Here is an 18,424-nt window from a genome sequence, read left to right as displayed (position 1 = left end):
CGACGCCGTGGTGGAGTTGCGGGTCCTTCAGCGCGGTGACGTAGTTGTCCGGGCCGACGAAGGTGGTGCCGCCGATGAGCTGTTCCTGGAAGAGGCTGAGGTAGGCGGCGTAGCCGAGCGGGGCCAGGAACAGCAGGAGGAAGAGGATCAGGAACGGGGCGACGAACAGGGGGCCTGCCGAGACCGGCCGGCGTCGCGGCGCCGGTCCGTCCCGGCGCGACTTCCCGGCTGCGGCCGCGGTGGTGGCCGCCACGTCAGGTCCCCTCGACGGTGAAGCCCTGCTTCTTGGCGTACGCCGTGAGCCGGGACTGCCAGGTGCCGAGCGCGGCGACGGTGTCGGACCTGGCGGCCAGGGACTTGCCGACGGTCTCGGTCCAGTCGGTCGCCGCCTGGTCGAGGAAGGGCGGCCACTGGAAGTCGGGCGAGACGGTGTCGCTGATGTCGGCGAAGATCTGGTTGACCTGCTGGCCGCCGTAGAAGGCGGGTGCGCTGTCGGTGACACTGGGGTCGTCGAGCAGGGCTTTGGTCGCCGGGAAGAAGAACTGCTGGGTGGCGAACATCTTGGCGCTGGCCGGGTCGCCGTTGAGGAACTGGGCGAACCGCGCCGCCGCGATCTTGTTCGTGGTGGCCGCGGTGACCGCGGTGGTGGAGCCGCCCCAGTTGCCGGAGACCGGCCTGGCGGCGTCCCACTGCGGCAGCGGTGCCGCCCGCCATTTGCCGGCGGTGGACTTGGCCGAGCCGGACAGGAAGGACGGGCCCCAGGCGGCGGTGAGCCAGGTGGCGTACTTGCCCCGGTTGAATCCGGCGTACCAGGGGTCGGCGAAGTCCGGGTCGGTGCTGATGACGCCTTCCTTGGCGAGGCCGCCCCAGTATTCGGCCAGTTTCCGGGAGACGGCGTCGTCGACGCTGATGGTGAGGTTGCTCTTGCCGGAGGTGGCATACGGTGTGGCGCCGGCCTGCCAGAGCAGGCCGTGCCAGGCGGCGGGTTCGTTCGCCGCCAGGTTGGTCAGGTAGACGTCCGGGTCGGCCCGGTGGAGCCTGCGGGCGGCGGCCGCGAACTCCTCCCAGGTGGTGGGCACCTGGATGCCGTGCCGGTCGAAGATGTCCTTGCGGTAGAGCATCCCCATGGGTCCGGTGTCCTGCGGGATCGCCCAGATTTCGCCGCCCGGTCCGCTGACCTGTCCCCAGGTCCAGTCGACGAACTGCTCCTTGAGCGCGGTGGCGCCGTAGGGGGCCAGGTTCAGCAGGCTGCCTGTGATCGTGAAGGTGGGGATCGCCTGGTACTCGATCTGCACCAGGTCCGGTGCGCCGGTTTGGGCCTTCAGCGCGGTGCGCAGCTTGGTGTAGTGGGCCACGCCCTGGCCGGCGTTGACGACCTTGACCTTGATCGCGGGGTACTTCTTCTCGAAGAGCGCGACCTCCTGCTGGATGTCCGGGACCCAGGTCCAGAACGTCAGCTCGGTGGGCGTCTTCATCGCCTTGTCGATGTCGGCCCGGCTCACCGGCTCGGCGGAGGCGGAGGAGTCGCTGTCGCCGCTGCACGCGGCGAGCGCGGCGCCGAGAGACACCGCGCCGGTCGCGGCGAGGAACCGCCGGCGGCTCATGGAGGACGTGGGAACGAAGGATCGGGGCATGGCGAACTCCCGCCGAAGGGCAGACGTTGGGAAGACGATGGGCAGAGGAACGGAGCGCCTGGCGAGGGCGCGTCGCAGGGGTGGGAAGGGAGAGGTGCTGAAGGCTTGCGGAGGGCTGAGGCGCGGACGTCGCTACCGGGGCATCGGGGTCGCCATGGTCGGCTCTGCGTCGCGCGGGGTGCGGCCGGCACACGCGTCACGTGCCGTACTGCGGAAGTCCACGGTCGTGGAATGTTGTTGAGGTGCGGTGAGCGCAGGCGGCGCTCACCGCCCGGCCATGAGCGGGTGCCGCCCGGGCCGATGCATGCGGATCAGTCGGTGGTGGGCAAGCGGATCAGTTGATGGTGGGCGGCCCGTCCCCGGCCGGGGGTAAGTGTGCCGAGCCGCTCGAGCCGGAGGCCGTGCGCCGCCCGCGTGCCAGGGTCTTCCGGGTGGGCGGGGGTGCGGTCGAGGCGCGGACGACGAGTTCGACCGGCGGATCACTCGCCGGAGGCAGGTCGGTCTCCGGCTCCTCGATGGCCTGCACGAGCAGCCTGATTCCTTCCCGTGCCGCGGCGTCGAAGGGCTGACGCACGGTGGTCAGGGCAGGAGCGACGTAGGCGAAGACGGGATTGCCGTCGAAACCTACGACGCTGATGTCCTCCGGCACACTGCGCCCGGCTTCGCGCAGGGAGTGGATCAGGCCGATGGCCATGTCGTCGCCCGCCGCGAACACGGCGGTGACGTCACCGGCGGAGGCGAACTCGCGGCCCGCCGCATAACCGGACTCGGCCGACCAGTCGCCCTCGATCACGGGCGGCTGTTCCCTGCCGCGTGCCGACAACGCCGCCCGCCAGCCCTCGACACGGTCCTTCGAGGCGTACCACCGCCCGGGACCGGCGAGGTGATGAACCGTCGTGTGTCCCAGATCCAGCAGGTGATCGGTGGCCGCCCGCGCCAGTTCATAGGCGCCTACACCCACCGTCAGGGTCCGGGCAGAAATGAACGCCGGCGGTGCACCCAGGAAGAGGACCGGCACATCGACTCTGACGGACACCTCTCCTTCGATGACGGGTTCGGAGACGATGATGCCGTCCACGCCCTGCTCCAGGAGGGAGTCCACGGCGCGGGCGATATCGTCCGGTTCGCCGTCCAGTGTGCTGACCATACGCAGTGCGTAGCCGGCGTCCCGCACGGCCTTCTCGATGCCCACGAGGAGCATGGCGGTTCCGTATCCGGCCGTCCCCAGAGCGACGACGCCGATGGAGCGGTTCCGCCCAGAGGCCAGCGCCCGCGCCGCGTGGTTCAGCCGGTAGCCCAGTTCCTCGGCGGCTTCGAGGACGCGTCGGCGGACCTCGTCGGAGACGTAGGGCTCGTTGTTGAGGACCCGCGACACGGTCTTGCGCGAGACCCCGGCCACACGGGCCACGTCCTCGCTGCGCGGCGCGGATGAACCTGCGCTCCGCCTCACTACTCGTGCCATGAAGTCTCCCGACTGCGTATGCCTGCATCAGGCGAGATCGACTGTATGACCGCGCGGTCACTGACCGCGCGGTCATATCTACGCAGCCGGAGGGGCACGCGTCAATAGCACGCACAGCGCCACTCCCCTCCTGCGGGACTTTTCCCCGGGGGCCTCGCGTCGAGGCGGTCGTTCGACGGGGCACGTATGCGAACTGCACCAAGACGACTGCCGGAAGCCGGGACCGCGTCTCAGGGGCTCCACATGGTCGGCCCCGGCGGCAACAAGTGACGCTTCGGAGACGCGGATGCGCTGGTCAGAAGCAGTTTTGCGCCACAGGCAGGGCGTCGCCCGACACCTGACTCCCGGCTTCTCCGCGAGGGCGCGAGGTTGAAGGAAGCCGTGCGCACACCCTTGACGCGCGATCTCGGACTGCGTAGACAATGACCGCGCGGTCATACAGCGGACCTCGAAGGATTCCCGCGTTCGGCCAGAGGAGACACCGTGACACGAGTGGTAGGAGGGGGCGGAAGCCCCTCTGTGCCCCGCAGTGCCGATGTCGCCCAACTGGCCGGTCTCGCGCAAGACCGTGTCGCGGGTCCTCAACAACGAGCCCTATGTCTCCGAGTCACCCCACCCCTGACCACCGTGCGCCAGCCGTTCGACGCCGCAGCCAGAGACGGCCTCAGGCTTCTCGTCCACACCATCGAAAAGCCCGACACCCAAATGCCACCGGCGAGCGACCCACCGGTCGAACTCGTCGTCCGGGCCTCGACCGCACCCCCACCGTCCTCCCCCAGCTAAGCGGGTCCGGGGAAGTTCAGGCACGCCCCCACGCCGCCCGGCACGCCGAGAGCACGCACCGAACGACGCGGGAACGCACCCGCACTTCCCCGGACCCGCTTAGACGGCGCACTTCATCGTCACGTTCTCACTCATCGCAACGGTCACACGTCTGATCGCAGCTACCCAATCGCCTCAGCCCCCTCCACGCAGGCGATCAAGGCCCCCGCAAGAGCAGGCCGGCATGCCCAAAAGAGCCATGCCACACGTCATGGATTTGTCACCGGATCAGGGAGCGCTCGCCTCCCACATCTCACCGAAAGGCTGAACTACCTTGCCAGGATCCCGACGTAGCTTCATCGCCGCCTCTGGTGCGGCCGCCACCGCAGCCGTCCTCGGCGCAGCGTCTCCATCATCCGCGTCGACTTCCACCGACGGCGTGTCAACGACGTCTTCGACCGCGGCTGACACCGATCTCATGCGGCTTCCCGACATGCCCCTGCACGACCCGTTCATCCTCGCCGACAAGGAGACCCAGACCTACTACCTCTACACGGCCAACATCCGGTCGGTATCGGGCGTGTCCGGCCCCGGCACGATGGTCTACCGCAGCCAGAACCTGCGCGACTGGATGCGCCCCGTCATGGTCTTCCGGACCGCCGACCAGGAGGGGCTCTGGGCGACCGACGGCGGATGGGCGCCGGAGGTGCACGAGTTCGGCGGCAAGTACTACCTGTTCGCCACCCTGCACAACCACAAAAAGCCGCTTCCAGTACCACCACCCAACCAGTGGGGCACGCCGTTTCCGATCGGGAACTACATGCGCGGCACGATCATCGCTGTTTCCGACTCGCTGATGGGGCCCTTCACCGTCATCGACCCGTCACGCCCCACCACGCCCGAGAACCTCATGGCCCTCGACGGGACGCTCTACGTCGACGAGTCCGGGAAGCCCCACATGGTGTACGCGCACGAGTGGCTGCAGACCATCGACGGAACCATGGAAGCGATCCAGCTGGCTCCGGACCTGTCGAAGACCGTCGGCGATCCGACCTACCTGTTCAAGGCGTCGGACGCGTTCTGGCTCAGCGAGCAGGTCCCCAGCGGCGTCCCGCATCAGCTCCCGCCCTACGTCACCGACGGCCCTCAGCTGTACCGCAGCCCTGGCAGATCCCTGATCATGCTGTGGTCGACGTACGAAAAGAACTCGGCCAACCCGGACGGCACCGTCGGCGGCTACTACGTGCAAACCTATGCCGTCTCGAAGTCCGGCGACATCAAGGGGCCGTGGAGTCAGCGACGGCCGCTGGTCCGGAACGACAGCGGTCACGGCATGCTGTTCCACACCTTCGACGGCCAGCTGATGATGGTGCTCCACCGCCCCTTCAACAACGCACGCGGGAAGCTGTACGAGATGCAGCTTCTCGGCCACGAGCTACGGGTACTCCGCCAGCGCACCGATCTCGACGGCGGCGGGTGACGCCCCCTGTGTTTACCGCTGGCTGACGGTGGACCCGAACACCTGACACCTCGTCGGCCCACAGCGGTGGTTCGCCGCTCCGGCTTCTGGCGCAGGCCATCGAGAAGCCGGACGGCGAGCTGCAGTCGGCGAACGACCCGCCGGTCGAACTCGTCCTCCGTGCCTCGACAGCACGCCCGCGCCCGGAGGATCCCCGAGCGCCGGGCGGCGCGCGCGGCCTCCCGCTGTCCAACTTGATCGTTACAGCCCGCCCGCGCCGGGTTTCGCAGAGCACGGGCCGGCGTCCAGTCTCGCGGTGATGTTCACGGTCGTCGTCGGCCTGCTGGGCATGGTGCAGATCCTGCTTGTCCGCCGGCTGGAAAGGCGCATCGCATGAGAAGGCGTTCCTCGATCCTCACCAGCGTGATCATGCTGCCCGACGACAACGGCGCCACACGGCACGGTGCTACGGCACCAACGGCCGGAACGCCTTTCTCCGGCCCCTGGTCATCGGCCAGGACCAGCACGCCTGGACAGTGTGGAACTGGCCACCGCGGAATGGGTCGACTGGTGCAACCACCGGCGGCTGCACGGCGCGATCGGAGACATCCCGCCCCACGAATACGAGACCACCTACTACGCTCAACACCAGCCCCGACCGGCGGCTGGAGTCAACACATAGAGCCTCCACCGATCCCGGAGCGGTTCATCCCTTGATCAGCGGCGGATTTTTGCCGCCTGTTGTGACTCGTTCTGGAGATCGAGGGCCCCACATCGCCCTTCGCCCACCACCGCGACACGCGGTGTCCATATGTGGTGTGTACCTGGAAGGCTACGCCGGTGAGGGCCGGCGGCGACGAAGGCGTTGTGCGCGGCCCGGGCGACGTCGCCGCACCGGTCGCGGTCGGGGGCCTCGTGCAGACTGAAGGTGACGTCGACGACGCGGGCAGCGAGCTCCAGGACGTGCGGGTCGTCGGTCAGCAGCTGGAGCACGGCGTCGCCACGGCCTGCGTCTTCGCGTGGGAGGAACGGGCCAGGAAATCGTCGGCGTTCATGCTGGACCGCATCACCGAAGGACTGACGGGCTGAAACTACGAGGGCCGCGGTAACCACCGGGACGCGGTGCCGGTGCCCCTGAGGCCCGCGCCGAAGCGACGGGTCCCAGGAGCACCGCGGCCTCCTACGGGGCGTCGATCAGATCGTGCGGCGGCACGGTCACCGAGCGGGCGCCCGGCTCACCGCTCAGGACGACCTTGCGCAACGCGACGTTGTTGCCGGTGTTCGTCTCCTGGAGGCGCTTCTCCGGGTTGGCGATGACCTGGATGTAGTACGTGCCGTTCGGCAGGTCGGTGATGTCGAAGGACTGACCGGGAAGGTACTGGGTGTACGTGTCGCCGGAGCCGACGTCGAGGACCTCGCGGACCGAGATCGAGTTCTCCCCACCGCAGGCGGTCGACAGATCGGTGTTCTCCGGGTGCCAGTTGGCGTTCTTCACCGTGTAGTCGATCGCGTCGGTGTTGGCCAGACAGAACGCCTCCTTGCCGCTGCGCACCTCCTTGGTCTGGTCCTCACTCAGCAGCCGGTAGCTCGCGAAGTCCGTGAAGTGCCAGTGTTCGTGGCCGTCCCGCGGGTCCCACTCCATGGTGCCGGTGGGCGCGTACCCGACCTGCTTGCCGTCGGCGTCGTAGAAGTACTGGTACGCGTCCATCAGCTCCTTGCCGGGGCTGCGGAACCCGTCCACGACGAGCGGGGCGGGACCGGCGTTCCAGACGTTGGCGCTGAAGGCGAGGTAGTCCTTGCCCGATACGTCCCCGTCCTCGCCGTCGGTGATGGCGATGTCCCAGGCGGGCAGCGAACGCAGGTCCGGCTTGGGCACGTTCGCCGCGACACCCGCCCGGCCGGTGGGCCGCTCGGCGTTGGGCTTCAGCGCGGGCGCGATGCGCGAGCCGTCGGTGTGCCCGGGGCCGTCACCCAGGCGGTGCGCCGTGCCGCGGTCCTCGAGCGCGTGCGGCAGGGCGGGCGGGGTGGGCTCGTCGGCGCCGCGGTGACCATAGTCGTGGGCGGAGTGCGCGTCGTGCCCGGCGGCCTGGTGCCCTCCGTGGTGGGCCGAGGACCGCGAGGCGGCCACTCCTTCTCCATCCTCGGAACTGTTCTCACGTACCGTCACCTTGATGGTCGGCCGGTCATCGGGAATGCCGAACAGGTCGCGGTACTTCTTGGCCACCGACACGTTTGCCGTGTACTCGCCGGCCGGCAGGTCCACCATCGACTCGTAGTCCCACGCGGTGGTGTTGGACGCCCAGCCCTTCTCGACGCCCCACACCGAGCCCAGCGTGAACGGGTTGGTGGGGCAGCTCTGCGGATACTTCGACGTGGCCGGGGCGTCCGGCCGGATCCGCCCGGAGGCGTTGTTCGGGCAGAAGGCCTGCTCTGTCGTCGACACCTCCTCGCCGGCCGCGTTCTTGACCGATATCTCGAGGAAGCCGGGCAGACCGGAGAAGTCCTTCACCAGCCCGGCGGGCAGCTTCTTGGTCTGCGTCTTCGTTCCGTTGCGGATGATCTGCTGGGCGACGACGGGGTCCTTGTACGACTTCCGGGTCACCTTGAACTCCAGTGGCGCGCCGTCGACCGTGACGTACGTGCCGAGGTCCAGAAAGACCCCGCCGTCCCCCTCCCAGCGGTCGAGCGTCACGGAGTTCGACGCGGCGATCAGCTTGAGCTTCGGCTTGCCTGCCGTTCCCGCCTCGGCCGCCCCGGCCCCGGGAGCGGCTCCCGCCCCGGCGACGACGACGGTGAGCGCGGCGCCTGCGGCTAACGCCGAACGCTGCAGGCGATTGCGGTGCTGCTGTCTGGTCATCTGTTCCTCGTCTGTGAGTGCCATGATCAAGTCTGTGAGCAACCTGTGAGAGTGGTGAAAAGGGTGCGTGGGTTGCCTGTTGACGAAGAACTCAATTCAGGAGGTCAGACACCCCATGTCGTTGGGGTGTCAAGCGGCGAGGGCGTGGGCGTGGTGTGACCCGGGGCGGTTCACAGAGCAGTCAGTGCAGCCGACGGCGGCCGGTGACCAACCGGTGCAGGTCGTCGCGGCCATCATGGTGCCGCACTGGCAGGAGGGACTGCCGGTGGATGCGCTGCCGGATGCGGAAGCAGGTCTCAAATAATCGCCGCCCTGGACGGTGATTCCACCCTGACGACCTGATGCGGTAACCCTCTGGTAGCCCGAGAGTCATTCCCGCTTTTCCTGGTCTGGACGCCATCGTTTGCTGTGCTTGATCTGTGGACGTTTTACGTTCTACTGTCCTTCGAACGCAGCACCCCTACTGTGCCCGCCCGCTCCACCGTCGTACGGGGAAGGCGTGCACACCTTCTGTCCCCCCACATGTACGCGGTACTTCTCCCCTACCTGTGAGGGACACAGAGCCATATGCGAGGGTTACTCACCACCAAGGCCGCCAGGCGCACCCTGCGTCCGATCGCCGACCTCATCGATCAGCGCATCGAGCGCCAGATCCGCCGCGCCATCGGGGACGGCTCCGACGGTGGGCTGCAGCGCGAGCTGACGGCGCTGCGCCAGCGCCAGCGGCCCCTCGAGCTGCTGTTCGACAAAACAGGGCGCGGTGTGTCGCGACTCCCCGCCGAGGTCCATCTCAAGCGCGCCATCGACGAGTTGGCGCTGATGACCGGGGACAGGGACGGCGCGGAGCGCAATGTCGCGCAGTCGTTCCGGTTGCTCATCGCCCTGGAGGCGCTCGGAGTCGGCCGGATCGCCGGCGGCACCATGAACATCTGCGGCAAGCTCTCCGCCGTACCGCTGCTCGACCCGCCGAACGACGAGATCCTGGAGATCGGCACCCTGTACGGAATGTTCGGCGCGGCCCTGATCCGGATGATGGAGCGCGCGGGACGCGACCCGCGCCTGACGATCGTCGACCCGCTCGCGGGCCTGCAGCTCCAGCCCGGCACCACCGAGGGAGCCGACCCGACTGGCACCCCCGTGCGCGGGGCCGCGGTGCGCACCAATCTGGGCCTGGCCGGCGCGGCCGGAGCCGCGACCCGCATCCAGCAGGGCTTCTCCGAGGACCCCGAGGTACGCGCCCTGGTCTCCGACCGTTCCTACGGAGTGATCATCGTCGACGGCGACCACTCCGCCCCCGGCGTCCTGGCGGATCTGGAGTGGGCCGAGCAGATCGTCGCGCCCGGCGGCATCGTCGTACTCGACGACTTCGGGCACCCCAAGTGGCCCGGTATCAAAGAGGCCTATGAGAAGCACATGGCCACGGACACCCGGCTGACGTTCCTCGGTCAGGTGGCGAACTCGGGCTATCTGCGCGCGGGCGCGAAGAGCCGGGACGCCTCGGGCTGACGAGGGTCGCCGTGTGACTTCCGAGCAGCACGCGGTCCCGGCCGTCGCCCGCTGGTTCGCGACCCGCCCGTAACGCCGAGAGGCGTGGCTCCGCAAGGAGTCCGGAGCCGTCAGTTGCCCGCCCACCGCTTGAGCTGGATAGCCCCTGTGTGCGCCGGGCCGTCCTGTGCGAGGACACGCGCAGGACGGCCCGCCGGTCACGCGGCGGCCAGGTCCTGGGCGCGACCACCCGTCCGCGTCCTGGGTGGCGCAGGCCGCGAAGAACCTCGTCATGGACCTCGAAGACGCCGGCTTCACAGCCAAGTTCCTGATCCGGGACCGGGACGGCAAGTTCCCCGAGGTTGGCCGTCGCCACCGGGTGCCGATGTCGCGCCGATGCGCCGCCAGGTGGTGTGCGAGGTTGCACGGAGCAGAACCGGACATTGCCCGCCGCCGTGGCGGCGCTCACCAGGAACGATTCGATTCCGGCGACTCGATCCAGAACGGAGCGACGATCACGAACGCTTCGTACGATCCGCTCCCGAGCTCTCGCGGTTCTCGTGAGAAAGACAGTGCATCAGGTCTTTACAACGATGTAAACCGATGATGGCATACACCTGCCCGGCCGTCCCGTTCCTGCTTGCACCGTTGCACCGTTGCCCGGAGACACCATGACTCTCGCCGACACACCTTCATTAGATGTGCCGAACAATGTTCCACGGCCCGAATACCCCCGTCCCAGCTTCGTGCGTGCGGACTGGCTCAACCTCAACGGCACCTGGCAGTTCGACTTCGATCCCGGCGACAGCGGCCTGGAACGCGGCCTGCCGCACCAGGAGTTGAGCGGGGAGATCCTCGTCCCGTTCTGCCCCGAGTCCGAGCTGTCGGGGATCGGCGACACGGACTTCCACCCCGCCGTCTGGTACCAGCGCACGGTCCGCGTCCCGGCATCCTGGGCCGGCCGGCGGGTGCTCCTGCACTTCGGGGCGGTCGACCACGACACGACCGTCTGGGCCGACGGCCGCGAAGTGGCCCGGCACAGCGGCGGGTTCACCTCCTTCGCCGCCGACCTCGGCGACGTGGCGGGCGCGGCCGGGCAGAACAGCGAGGTCGTGATCGTCGTACGGGCCCGGGACGCCCGCCACGGGCCGCAAGCACGCGGCAAGCAGGCCACCCAGTACGCCAACAGCGCCGCCCACTACACCCGCACCACCGGCATCTGGCAGACCGTCTGGATGGAGCCGGTGCCTGAGGTGCACCTGCGGCGCCCCCGCATCACCCCCGACCTCGGCTCCGGCGCCTTCCATCTCGAACTCCCGCTCAGCGCCAACCGCCGGGGATACCGGGTCAGGGCCCGGGTGAGCGACACGGACGGCACGGTGACCGGGACGGAGGTCCCCGCCGACCTCGATCTGGCGCCGCGCATGACACTCGATCTGCCCGCGGACCGCCGCCGCCCGTGGTCACCCGAAGACCCGCACCTGTACCGCGTACACATCGAGCTGCTGGACGCCGACGGCGCCACCGTCGACAGCGCCGAGTGCACAGCGGGGCTGCGGTCGGTGTCCATCGACGGCAAGCGACTGCTGCTCAACGGCCGCCCCGTCTTCCAGCGGCTCGTCCTCGACCAGGGCTGGTACCCCGACGGGCTGATGACCGCCCCGGACGACGCCGCCCTCGTGAAGGACATCGAACTCGCGCTGGCCGCGGGGTTCAACGGCGCCCGGCTGCATCAGAAGGTGTTCGAGGAGCGGTTCCTGCACCACGCGGACCGGCTCGGCTACCTCGTCTGGGGCGAGTTCGGCGACTGGGGGGCCAGTACGGGGCGCACCACCCAGGACAACCAGCAGCCGACCGCCGGATACGTCGCGCAGTGGCTGGAGGCCGTGGAGCGGGACTACAACCACCCCTCGATCGTCGGCTGGTGCCCGCTCAACGAGACGCACCAGGAACTCCACGACCGGCACACCGTCCTGGACGACGTGACCCGCGGCATGTTCCTGGCGACGAAGGCCGCCGACACCTCCCGTCCGGTCCTGGACGCCTCCGGCTACTCGCACCGCGTGGCCGAGACGGACGTCTACGACTCGCACAGCTACGAGCAGGACCCCGAGGCCTTCCGCCGCCAGATGGAGGGGCTGGACAAGGACGCGCCACTCGTCAACCCCGACCGACGGGCCAACCCCGACATGAGGGACATCGACGCGGTGTGGTCGCTGCCGTACAACGGCCGGCCGTACTTCTGCAGCGAGTTCGGCGGCATCTGGTGGAATCCGGAGGAGGCCGCGGCCGCGGCCGGGGACGACCGCGAGGTCTCCTGGGGCTACGGCGAACGGCCACGGACGGAGGAGGAGTTCCAGGAGCGCTTCGCCGGGCTGACGGCGGCGCTGCTCGACAACCCCCTCATGTTCGGCTACTGCTACACGCAGCTCACGGATGTCTTCCAGGAACAGAATGGCGTCTACCGCTTCGACCGCAGCTCCAAGCTCGACGTGGCCCGGCTGCGCGCGGCCCAGTCGCGCCCGGCCGCCTACGAGCGCCGGGCCTGCGAGGAGGAATGATGACCGGCCTGACGCGGCGCGGTCTGCTGAGAGGAACGCTGTACGGCGCGGGCGCCACCGCCTCGGTGTCCGCCCTCGGCAGCTGCGGTTCGATCACCGGTAGCGTGACAGGCGCGGACGAGATCCAGTACTGGACTCTGTTCACCGGCCCCGACGGCGCGCTGATGAAGAAGATGACGCGCACCGCCGAGAAGCGTGTACCGGGTCTCAAGGTCAGGACGACGGTGCTGGACTGGGGCCCGCCGTACTACACCAAGCTCGCGATGGCCTCGGCCGGCGGCCGCTCACCGGATGTGGCGGTCATGCACCTGACCCGGCTGGCGGGCTATGCCCCGGGGGGTCTGCTCGACCCGTGGGACATGGATCTGCTGGCCGAGTTCGGTCTGGGGCGGGAGGATCTCAACGCCACGCTCGTCAAGCGGAGTCTGTACGAGGGGACTCCGTACGCCATTCCGCTGGACACCCACCCCTACGTCGTCTTCTTCGACCGGGACGTCCTGGACAAGGCCGGTCTGCTGACGGGCAACGGAGGTCTATTGCCCTTCGAATCGCCGCAACACGCCCTGGAGCTGATGGACCGGCTCCGCCGGTCCGCCGGAGCCGGACCCGTCTTCGGCCACGCGAACGACCCGGCAATGGGCTGGCGGATGTTCTGGACACTGTTCAGCCAGACCGGCGCCACCTTCGACCTCACCGGCAAGCGGGCCGAGATCGACGAGGACACCGCCGTCGAAGTCGTGCGTTTCATGGTGGAGCTGGGACGCGACAGCCGCACCCTGGACGTCCCTACGGCGATCGCCGCCTTCACGAACGGCCGGTCACCGATGATCTTCTCGGGTGAGTGGGACATGAACACCTACCAGCAGACCTTGAAGGACAGGCTGGGCGGTGCCCCCTTCCCCACCTTCTTCGACCGTCCGGCCGGCGCGTCCGACAGCCATGCGCTGGTGCTGCCGCACCAGCAGAACGCGGATCCGGAGCGCAGGCGGCGCACTCACCAGTTCGTCGCCGACCTGGTCCGGTCCGGGGTTACGTGGGCGACGGCCGGTCATATCCCCGCGTACACACCGGCGGTGTCGTCCCGGGCGTACGCCGAGATGCGCCCGCAGATCGAGTACGCCGGCGCCGCCAGGCAGTTGGCGCTCGACCCGCCGGTGTGGTTCGCGGGCTCCGGCTCGGACTTCCAGACGCGGATGTCCCAGGCGCTCCAGTCCGCGATCGGCGGCTCGTCGTCCGCGGCGAGCACGGTGCGCACGATGGTCTCCCAGATCAACACCCTGATGGCCCAGCCGAATCCGGCCTGAGCGCGACGGAATCACCACAGAAAGGAGCGATGTCATGACTTCCGTCTCCACGCCCACGCGGCAGGCCGCGGCCGGATCCCGGCGCACCGGACTCCGGCGGGCCGGGGCCACGGGCCGACCACGGTCCCCGGGCTCCACGGGATGGCTCTTCGCCACCCCCTTCCTGGTGTTCTTCGTGCTCTTCCTCATCGTGCCGATCGGCGTCGGCCTGTGGATGAGCTTCACCGACGCGAGCCTGACCGGACAGGGTGACAGCACCTTCGTCGGCCTGGACAACTACACCGAGGCGTTCGGCGACAGCCAGGTGTGGCAGACCCTCGGCAACACGGTCTGGTTCACCGTCCTGACCACCGTCCCCCTCGTGGTCGTCGCCCTCGCGATGGCCTTGCTGGTGTACACGGGGATGCCGGGGCAGTGGCTGTGGCGGCTGTCCTTCTTCGCCTCGCATCTGCTGCCGGTCGCGGTGGTCTGGCAGATCTGGACCCTGCTGTTCCAGCCGGACACGGGGATGCTCAACAGCGTGCTGAAGGCGGTCGGGATCGAGGGGATCGGCTGGCTGACGGACGAGAAGTACGCCATGTGGTCCATCGCGCTGGTCACCCTGTGGTGGACGGTGGGGTTCAACTTCCTGCTCTACCTGGCCGCGCTGCAGGCGATCCCCGACCACCTCTACGAGGCAGCCGCGCTGGACGGCGCCGGAGCGTGGCGCCGTCTGTGGTCGATCACGCTGCCCCAGCTGCGCCGGACCACCGGGCTGATCGCGGTATTGCAGGTGATGGCGTCGCTGAAGGTGTTCGACCAGATCTATCTGCTGACCAAGGGCGGACCCAACGGGACCACCCGGCCGATCCTGGAGTACATCTACGACACCGGCTTCACCAACTACCGGCTCGGCTACGCCTCGGCGGTGTCGTACGTGTTCTTCGGAGTCGTCATCATCCTCTCGCTCGCCCAGCTGAAGCTCTTCTCGCGCAGGGAGGACTGATCGCGCCATGACCACCGAGTCACTCTCACCCCTTACACCGGGCAAGCCCCGCTCGACCATGCCCCGGGAGGTGGCCCGGCGGCGCCGCTACGGCGCAGGCCGTGCCTGGCACCCCACGCTCGGACCGGGGCCTCTCCCCCGTGTTCTGACGCTGCTGGCGCTGGCGCTGATGGCGGTGGCCTGGCTGGTGCCGTTCGGCTGGGGGGTGGACACGTCGTTCAAGTCGGAGGTCGACGCGAGCGCGTCGGGCGCCGACTGGCTCCCCGACGCGGGCTTCACCCTCGACGCCTACCGGATCATCCTCAGCCAGGGCAATCTCCCCGTGTGGGCGCTGAACAGCGTCGTGATCGCCGTGTGCGTCACGGCGATCACCGTGGCCGTCTCGGCGATGGCGGCGTACGCCTTCTCGCGGACGCTCTTCCGCGGCCGCCGCGTGCTCTTCGTCGTCACCGTCGCCTCGATCATGGTGCCGCCGCAGATCCTGATCGTGCCGCTGTTCCGGCAGATGCTCGCGATGAACCTCGTCGACACCTACGCGGCGGTGATCCTGCCGCAGGTGGTGGCGCCCGTGATGGTGTTCATCCTGAAGAAGTTCTTCGACGGCGTTCCGCGTGAGCTGGAGGAGGCGGCCCGGATCGACGGGGCGGGCAGCTTCCGGGTGTTCTGGAGTGTGGTACTGCCGCTGTCCCGGCCGATCCTGGCAGCGGTTGCGATCTTCGTCTTCATCAACACGTGGAACAACTTCCTCTGGCCGTTCATCAGTACCAGCGATCCCGGGCTGATGACGCTGCCGGTGGGGCTGTCGACCGTGAGGGACTCCAGCGGGCTCCAGTTCGCCCAGCAGTCGGCCGCCTCGGTCCTCGGCTCGCTCCCGCTGCTGATCGTCTTCATGCTGTTCCAGCGCCAGATCGTGAAGTCGGTCGCCACGACGGGCCTCGGAGGTCAGTGACCGGTCCGGGCGGCGACCGCGGGAGCGACGCCGCCCTCGGTCGACTCGCGGGCGCACACCGTGTGCCCGACGATGACTTCCCGGGCCGGCCGGTCCGGTGAATCGATCCGCTCGAGCAGCAGACTGATGGCGTTGCGGGCGATGGCGCCCTTGTCCGGCGCGACGGTGCTCAGGCTCGGCGTGCTGTATCGCGTGGCCTCGATGTCGTCGAAGCCCATCACGGCGATGTCGTCCGGGACCCGCACCCCGCGCTCGTACAGGGCCCGCAACGCGCCCAGGGCCAGCGCGTCGTTGAAGCAGAACACGGCGTCCGGCGGGTCGGCCTCGTCGAGCAGCGCATACATCGCCTGAGCGCCCTCACGCAGATGATAGAGAGGCGTCTCGCATTCCAGGCGGGGATCGAAAGGCAGCCCGGCCGCCTCCAGCGCCTCGCGGTAGCCGGTCCTGCGCAGCAGCGGGGTGCCGATGTACGGCTCGGGCTGAAGGCCGATGGCAGCGATCCGGCGACGGCCGCCGCGGATCAGGTGAGTCACGGCCTCCCTGGAGGCGGCGACATTGTCGATCACCACGTGGTCGGTCAGGCCGCCGCTGGGCCGTTCGCCGATGAGCACGAGCGGCATGGCGTCGATGTGGGCGGCGAGTGCGCTGCCGTGCAGGGCGAGCGGGCTCACCACCAGTCCGTCCACGATCTGTTCGCCGAGGCTGTGGATGACGGCCGCCTCCCGATCCCGGTCACCGAGGGTCTGCTCGATCAGCAGGGTGCGGCCGTGCTCCTCGGCCATGGTGAGGAAGTGCCGTGCCAGCTCGGCGAAATACGGGACGTCCAGCTCCGGCAGGACCAGCGCGATCGTGCCGGAGCTGCCCCGGCGCAGATTGCGGGCGATTCTGTTGGGCCGGTAGCCGAGCTCTGCGATGGCCCGCTGGACCCGCTCCCGGGTCTCGGGGGTCACATGCACAAAGCCGTTGATCACATTCGACACGGTCTTCGGTGAGACGCCGGCGAGCGTCGCCACGTCCTTGACGGTGGCGCTTCTGGCAGCACCCCCGCGCGGAGCACCACCCTTCCCGCCCGGTGACGCTTCGCTCTTCGTGGTCTGCTGTCTCGCGGCTGTCACCAGCCGATCCTAGAACGTGACCAGGCAGGCGTGTACCGGCCCTCATCGATCGTGACTCTCCCGGCCACCCGCCCGTCCCGCCCGGGTTTCCGTCATGAGTGACGACCGCAGAGAGGCCCACGCAGAGATTCACCGAAGGGATTTACAACGTTGGAAAATGTCCCTACCGTTTCGGCACGGATGAACCGAGCTGCCATTCGTCTTCACCCCTCACACCGATGGAGTGCGCGTGCCACATCGCCGACCTCTGTACCGCAGGCCTCTGCGGAGCCGGTTTCACCGCAGGCCGGGGGGCTTACTCCTGCCGGCCCTGCTGACCCTCCTCGCAGTGCTGGGCTCGCTCCTCACCGCCCAGGCACCTCCGGCGGCCGCCGCCTCCGGCACACTGCTCCGCGACGGCACGGGCCTCTACCCCCGGGCCGTACGCCTGGAGCACAACGGCGCCGCCAACGGCCGTATCCTCGCCTCCGTCGTCACCTTCCGCGGCTCGGACGGCCTCGGCGCGATCTACGAGAGCACCGACGACGGGGCCGGCTTCCGCCAGGTGGGCGAGGTGGCCGACCCCGAAGCGGCCGAAGGCCAGGGCCTGTGCTGCGCCATCCTGTACGAACTGCCGCAGCGGATCGGTGACATGCCGGCCGGGACCCTGCTCTGGGCCGCCTCCGTCGGCCAGGACGAAACGAACCGCCGCATGGCCATCCGGGTCTTCCGCAGCACCGACGTGGGACGCACCTGGTCCTATCTGTCCACCGTCGCCACCGCCCCCGACGACAAGGGGCTGTGGGAACCGGAGTTCTCCGTCGACGCGACCGGGCACCTGGTGGCCCACTACTCCGACGAGACCGACCCCGCCCACAGCCAGAAGCTGGTCGCCGCCCGGTCCTCGGACGGCGTCACCTGGACGGGCCACCACAGCACGGTCGCGAGCAACCTCGCTTCCGACCGGCCCGGCATGGCCGTCGTCCGCAAGCTGCCGAACGGCACGTACTTCATGAGCTACGAGATCTGCGCGGCCGCAGGGCAGTACGTGTGCGTCGTCCACTACCGCACATCAGCCGACGGCTGGGACTGGGGCGCTCCCGCGCACCTCGGCCACCGCCCCGAGACCGCCGACGGCAAGTACTTCAAGCACGCGCCGAACCTCGCCTGGGCCCCTGAGGCGGGCAACCCGCAAGGCAAGTTGTTCCTGGTCGGCCAGGTCATGTACAACGCCGACGGCAGCACGGCGAGCGGCAGCGGCGCCACGGTGTGGACCAACAGCGACAGCGGCACCGGTGCCTGGCGGGAGATCACCGCGCCAGTGCGGGTGGACTCCAAGACCGTCGACTACTGCCCGAACTACAGCTCGGCCCTGCTGCCTTCGGTGGACGGCACACGCGTCATGGAGATCGCCACGGATTACGACGGCACCGTGTGCAAGCCGTACTACGCCACCGGCCCTGGCTGACACGAGAGGCGACTGTCCGCAGCAGTGCCTCCTGTGAGGTTCCAGAACGAGGCCCGAGGCTCTGGGGCACGTCCATGGACGTGGTGTACGGCGGGTTGTTGAGGCTGTCGCCGGCCGGGGTGCTTTGAGCGTGCATACGGGTGGCGTCGGGTATGAGGAATCTCGCCTCGCTCGTTCCAAAGTCCGCGGTCAGCGGGGTGATGACGCTGCTGCGGGCGGTGTTCGAGCAGCCGAACCACTGGGCGCCCTCCCCGGCGCCTGGAACGAGGTGCTGGAAAGCAGCTACGGCATCATCCAGCCGGGCGGAGACGTGCTCCATGCTTTCCGGCCCGCCCTGCAAGGCGACTCGGCCTGGAGCTGACCAGCAAGCTGGTGAACGGGCAGTGGCCCGCTGTGCCGCGCGC

General features: G+C 68.8%; 12 protein-coding genes and 5 pseudogenes. 12 read left to right on the top strand and 5 right to left on the bottom strand.

What is annotated here, in order from left to right; genetic code table 11:
- The 3 genes and pseudogenes from ACYVO6_RS11505 to ACYVO6_RS11495 all read right to left on the bottom strand — a co-directional run.
- A pseudogene (locus ACYVO6_RS11505) lies at positions 1-253 on the bottom strand (sugar ABC transporter permease); the annotation flags it as partial.
- 1 nt (position 254) lies between these two features.
- The gene (locus tag ACYVO6_RS11500) at positions 255-1,634 is read right to left on the bottom strand and encodes an ABC transporter substrate-binding protein (RefSeq protein ID WP_461060027.1); all 1,380 of its coding nucleotides are present in this window, start codon (positions 1,632-1,634) and stop codon (positions 255-257) included.
- A gap of 334 nt (positions 1,635-1,968) precedes the next feature.
- Entirely contained in the window at positions 1,969-3,096 is a 1,128-nt protein-coding gene (locus ACYVO6_RS11495; protein ID WP_461060025.1) for a LacI family DNA-binding transcriptional regulator, read from the bottom strand.
- Between the two features lie 535 nt (positions 3,097-3,631).
- Here ACYVO6_RS11495 and ACYVO6_RS11490 point away from each other — a divergent pair.
- The 4 genes and pseudogenes from ACYVO6_RS11490 to ACYVO6_RS11475 form a co-directional block, all read left to right on the top strand.
- Positions 3,632-3,718, top strand: coding sequence for a LacI family DNA-binding transcriptional regulator (locus tag ACYVO6_RS11490; RefSeq protein WP_461060037.1), 87 nt, complete (start codon positions 3,632-3,634; stop codon positions 3,716-3,718).
- Positions 3,703-3,879: pseudogene (locus ACYVO6_RS11485) on the top strand (substrate-binding domain-containing protein); the annotation flags it as partial. The gene ACYVO6_RS11490 and the pseudogene ACYVO6_RS11485, both read left to right, overlap by 16 nt.
- Before the next feature lie 457 nt (positions 3,880-4,336).
- Entirely contained in the window at positions 4,337-5,338 is a 1,002-nt protein-coding gene (locus ACYVO6_RS11480; protein ID WP_461060023.1) for a glycoside hydrolase family 43 protein, read from the top strand.
- A gap of 972 nt (positions 5,339-6,310) precedes the next feature.
- A pseudogene (locus tag ACYVO6_RS11475) lies at positions 6,311-6,406 on the top strand (sugar phosphate isomerase/epimerase); the annotation flags it as partial.
- A 91-nt stretch (positions 6,407-6,497) separates the two neighbouring features.
- On the opposite strand, the gene ACYVO6_RS11470 reads toward ACYVO6_RS11475, so the two are convergent.
- Positions 6,498-8,198, bottom strand: coding sequence for a lysyl oxidase family protein (locus tag ACYVO6_RS11470; RefSeq protein WP_461060021.1), 1,701 nt, complete (start codon positions 8,196-8,198; stop codon positions 6,498-6,500).
- Positions 8,199-8,741: 543 nt separating this feature from the next.
- Here ACYVO6_RS11470 and ACYVO6_RS11465 point away from each other — a divergent pair.
- The 6 genes and pseudogenes from ACYVO6_RS11465 to ACYVO6_RS11440 all read left to right on the top strand — a co-directional run bounded on the left by ACYVO6_RS11465 (position 8,742) and on the right by ACYVO6_RS11440 (position 15,458).
- The gene (locus tag ACYVO6_RS11465; protein ID WP_461060019.1) at positions 8,742-9,680 is read left to right on the top strand and encodes a class I SAM-dependent methyltransferase; all 939 of its coding nucleotides are present in this window, start codon (positions 8,742-8,744) and stop codon (positions 9,678-9,680) included.
- Between the two features lie 226 nt (positions 9,681-9,906).
- A pseudogene (locus tag ACYVO6_RS11460) lies at positions 9,907-10,023 on the top strand (integrase); the annotation flags it as partial.
- A gap of 307 nt (positions 10,024-10,330) precedes the next feature.
- Positions 10,331-12,220 carry a glycoside hydrolase family 2 protein gene (locus ACYVO6_RS11455; RefSeq protein ID WP_461060017.1) on the top strand — a complete coding sequence of 630 codons (1,890 nt, stop codon included), beginning with the start codon at positions 10,331-10,333 and terminating at the stop codon, positions 12,218-12,220.
- A complete protein-coding gene (locus tag ACYVO6_RS11450) occupies positions 12,220-13,524 on the top strand; it encodes an extracellular solute-binding protein (protein ID WP_461060015.1) in 1,305 nt (434 codons plus the stop codon). Before ACYVO6_RS11455 ends, ACYVO6_RS11450 begins: the two co-directional genes overlap by 1 nt.
- Positions 13,525-13,558: 34 nt before the next feature.
- A complete protein-coding gene (locus tag ACYVO6_RS11445; protein ID WP_461060013.1) occupies positions 13,559-14,509 on the top strand; it encodes a carbohydrate ABC transporter permease in 951 nt (316 codons plus the stop codon).
- A 58-nt stretch (positions 14,510-14,567) separates the two neighbouring features.
- Positions 14,568-15,458, top strand: a complete 891-nt coding sequence (locus ACYVO6_RS11440) for a carbohydrate ABC transporter permease (protein ID WP_461060035.1) — start codon at positions 14,568-14,570, stop codon at positions 15,456-15,458.
- Here the strand turns inward: ACYVO6_RS11440 and ACYVO6_RS11435 are convergent.
- Complete coding sequence (locus ACYVO6_RS11435) at positions 15,452-16,573, bottom strand: LacI family DNA-binding transcriptional regulator (RefSeq protein WP_461060011.1); 1,122 nt, start codon at positions 16,571-16,573, stop codon at positions 15,452-15,454. The two genes, ACYVO6_RS11440 and ACYVO6_RS11435, sit on opposite strands and share 7 nt — an antisense overlap.
- A gap of 328 nt (positions 16,574-16,901) precedes the next feature.
- Here ACYVO6_RS11435 and ACYVO6_RS11430 point away from each other — a divergent pair, with 328 nt between their 5' ends.
- Both ACYVO6_RS11430 and ACYVO6_RS11425 read left to right on the top strand, forming a co-directional pair.
- Positions 16,902-18,020 carry a glycoside hydrolase family protein gene (locus tag ACYVO6_RS11430; RefSeq protein WP_461060009.1) on the top strand — a complete coding sequence of 373 codons (1,119 nt, stop codon included), beginning with the start codon at positions 16,902-16,904 and terminating at the stop codon, positions 18,018-18,020.
- A 229-nt stretch (positions 18,021-18,249) separates the two neighbouring features.
- Positions 18,250-18,381 (top strand): annotated as a pseudogene (locus ACYVO6_RS11425) (class II glutamine amidotransferase); the annotation flags it as partial.
- Positions 18,382-18,424 lie beyond the last annotated feature (43 nt).

Source organism: Streptomyces pseudoechinosporeus, assembly GCF_054783935.1.
The sequence above is the reverse complement of the archived record's forward strand: the minus strand, read 5'-3'. Positions and strand labels throughout refer to the sequence as shown.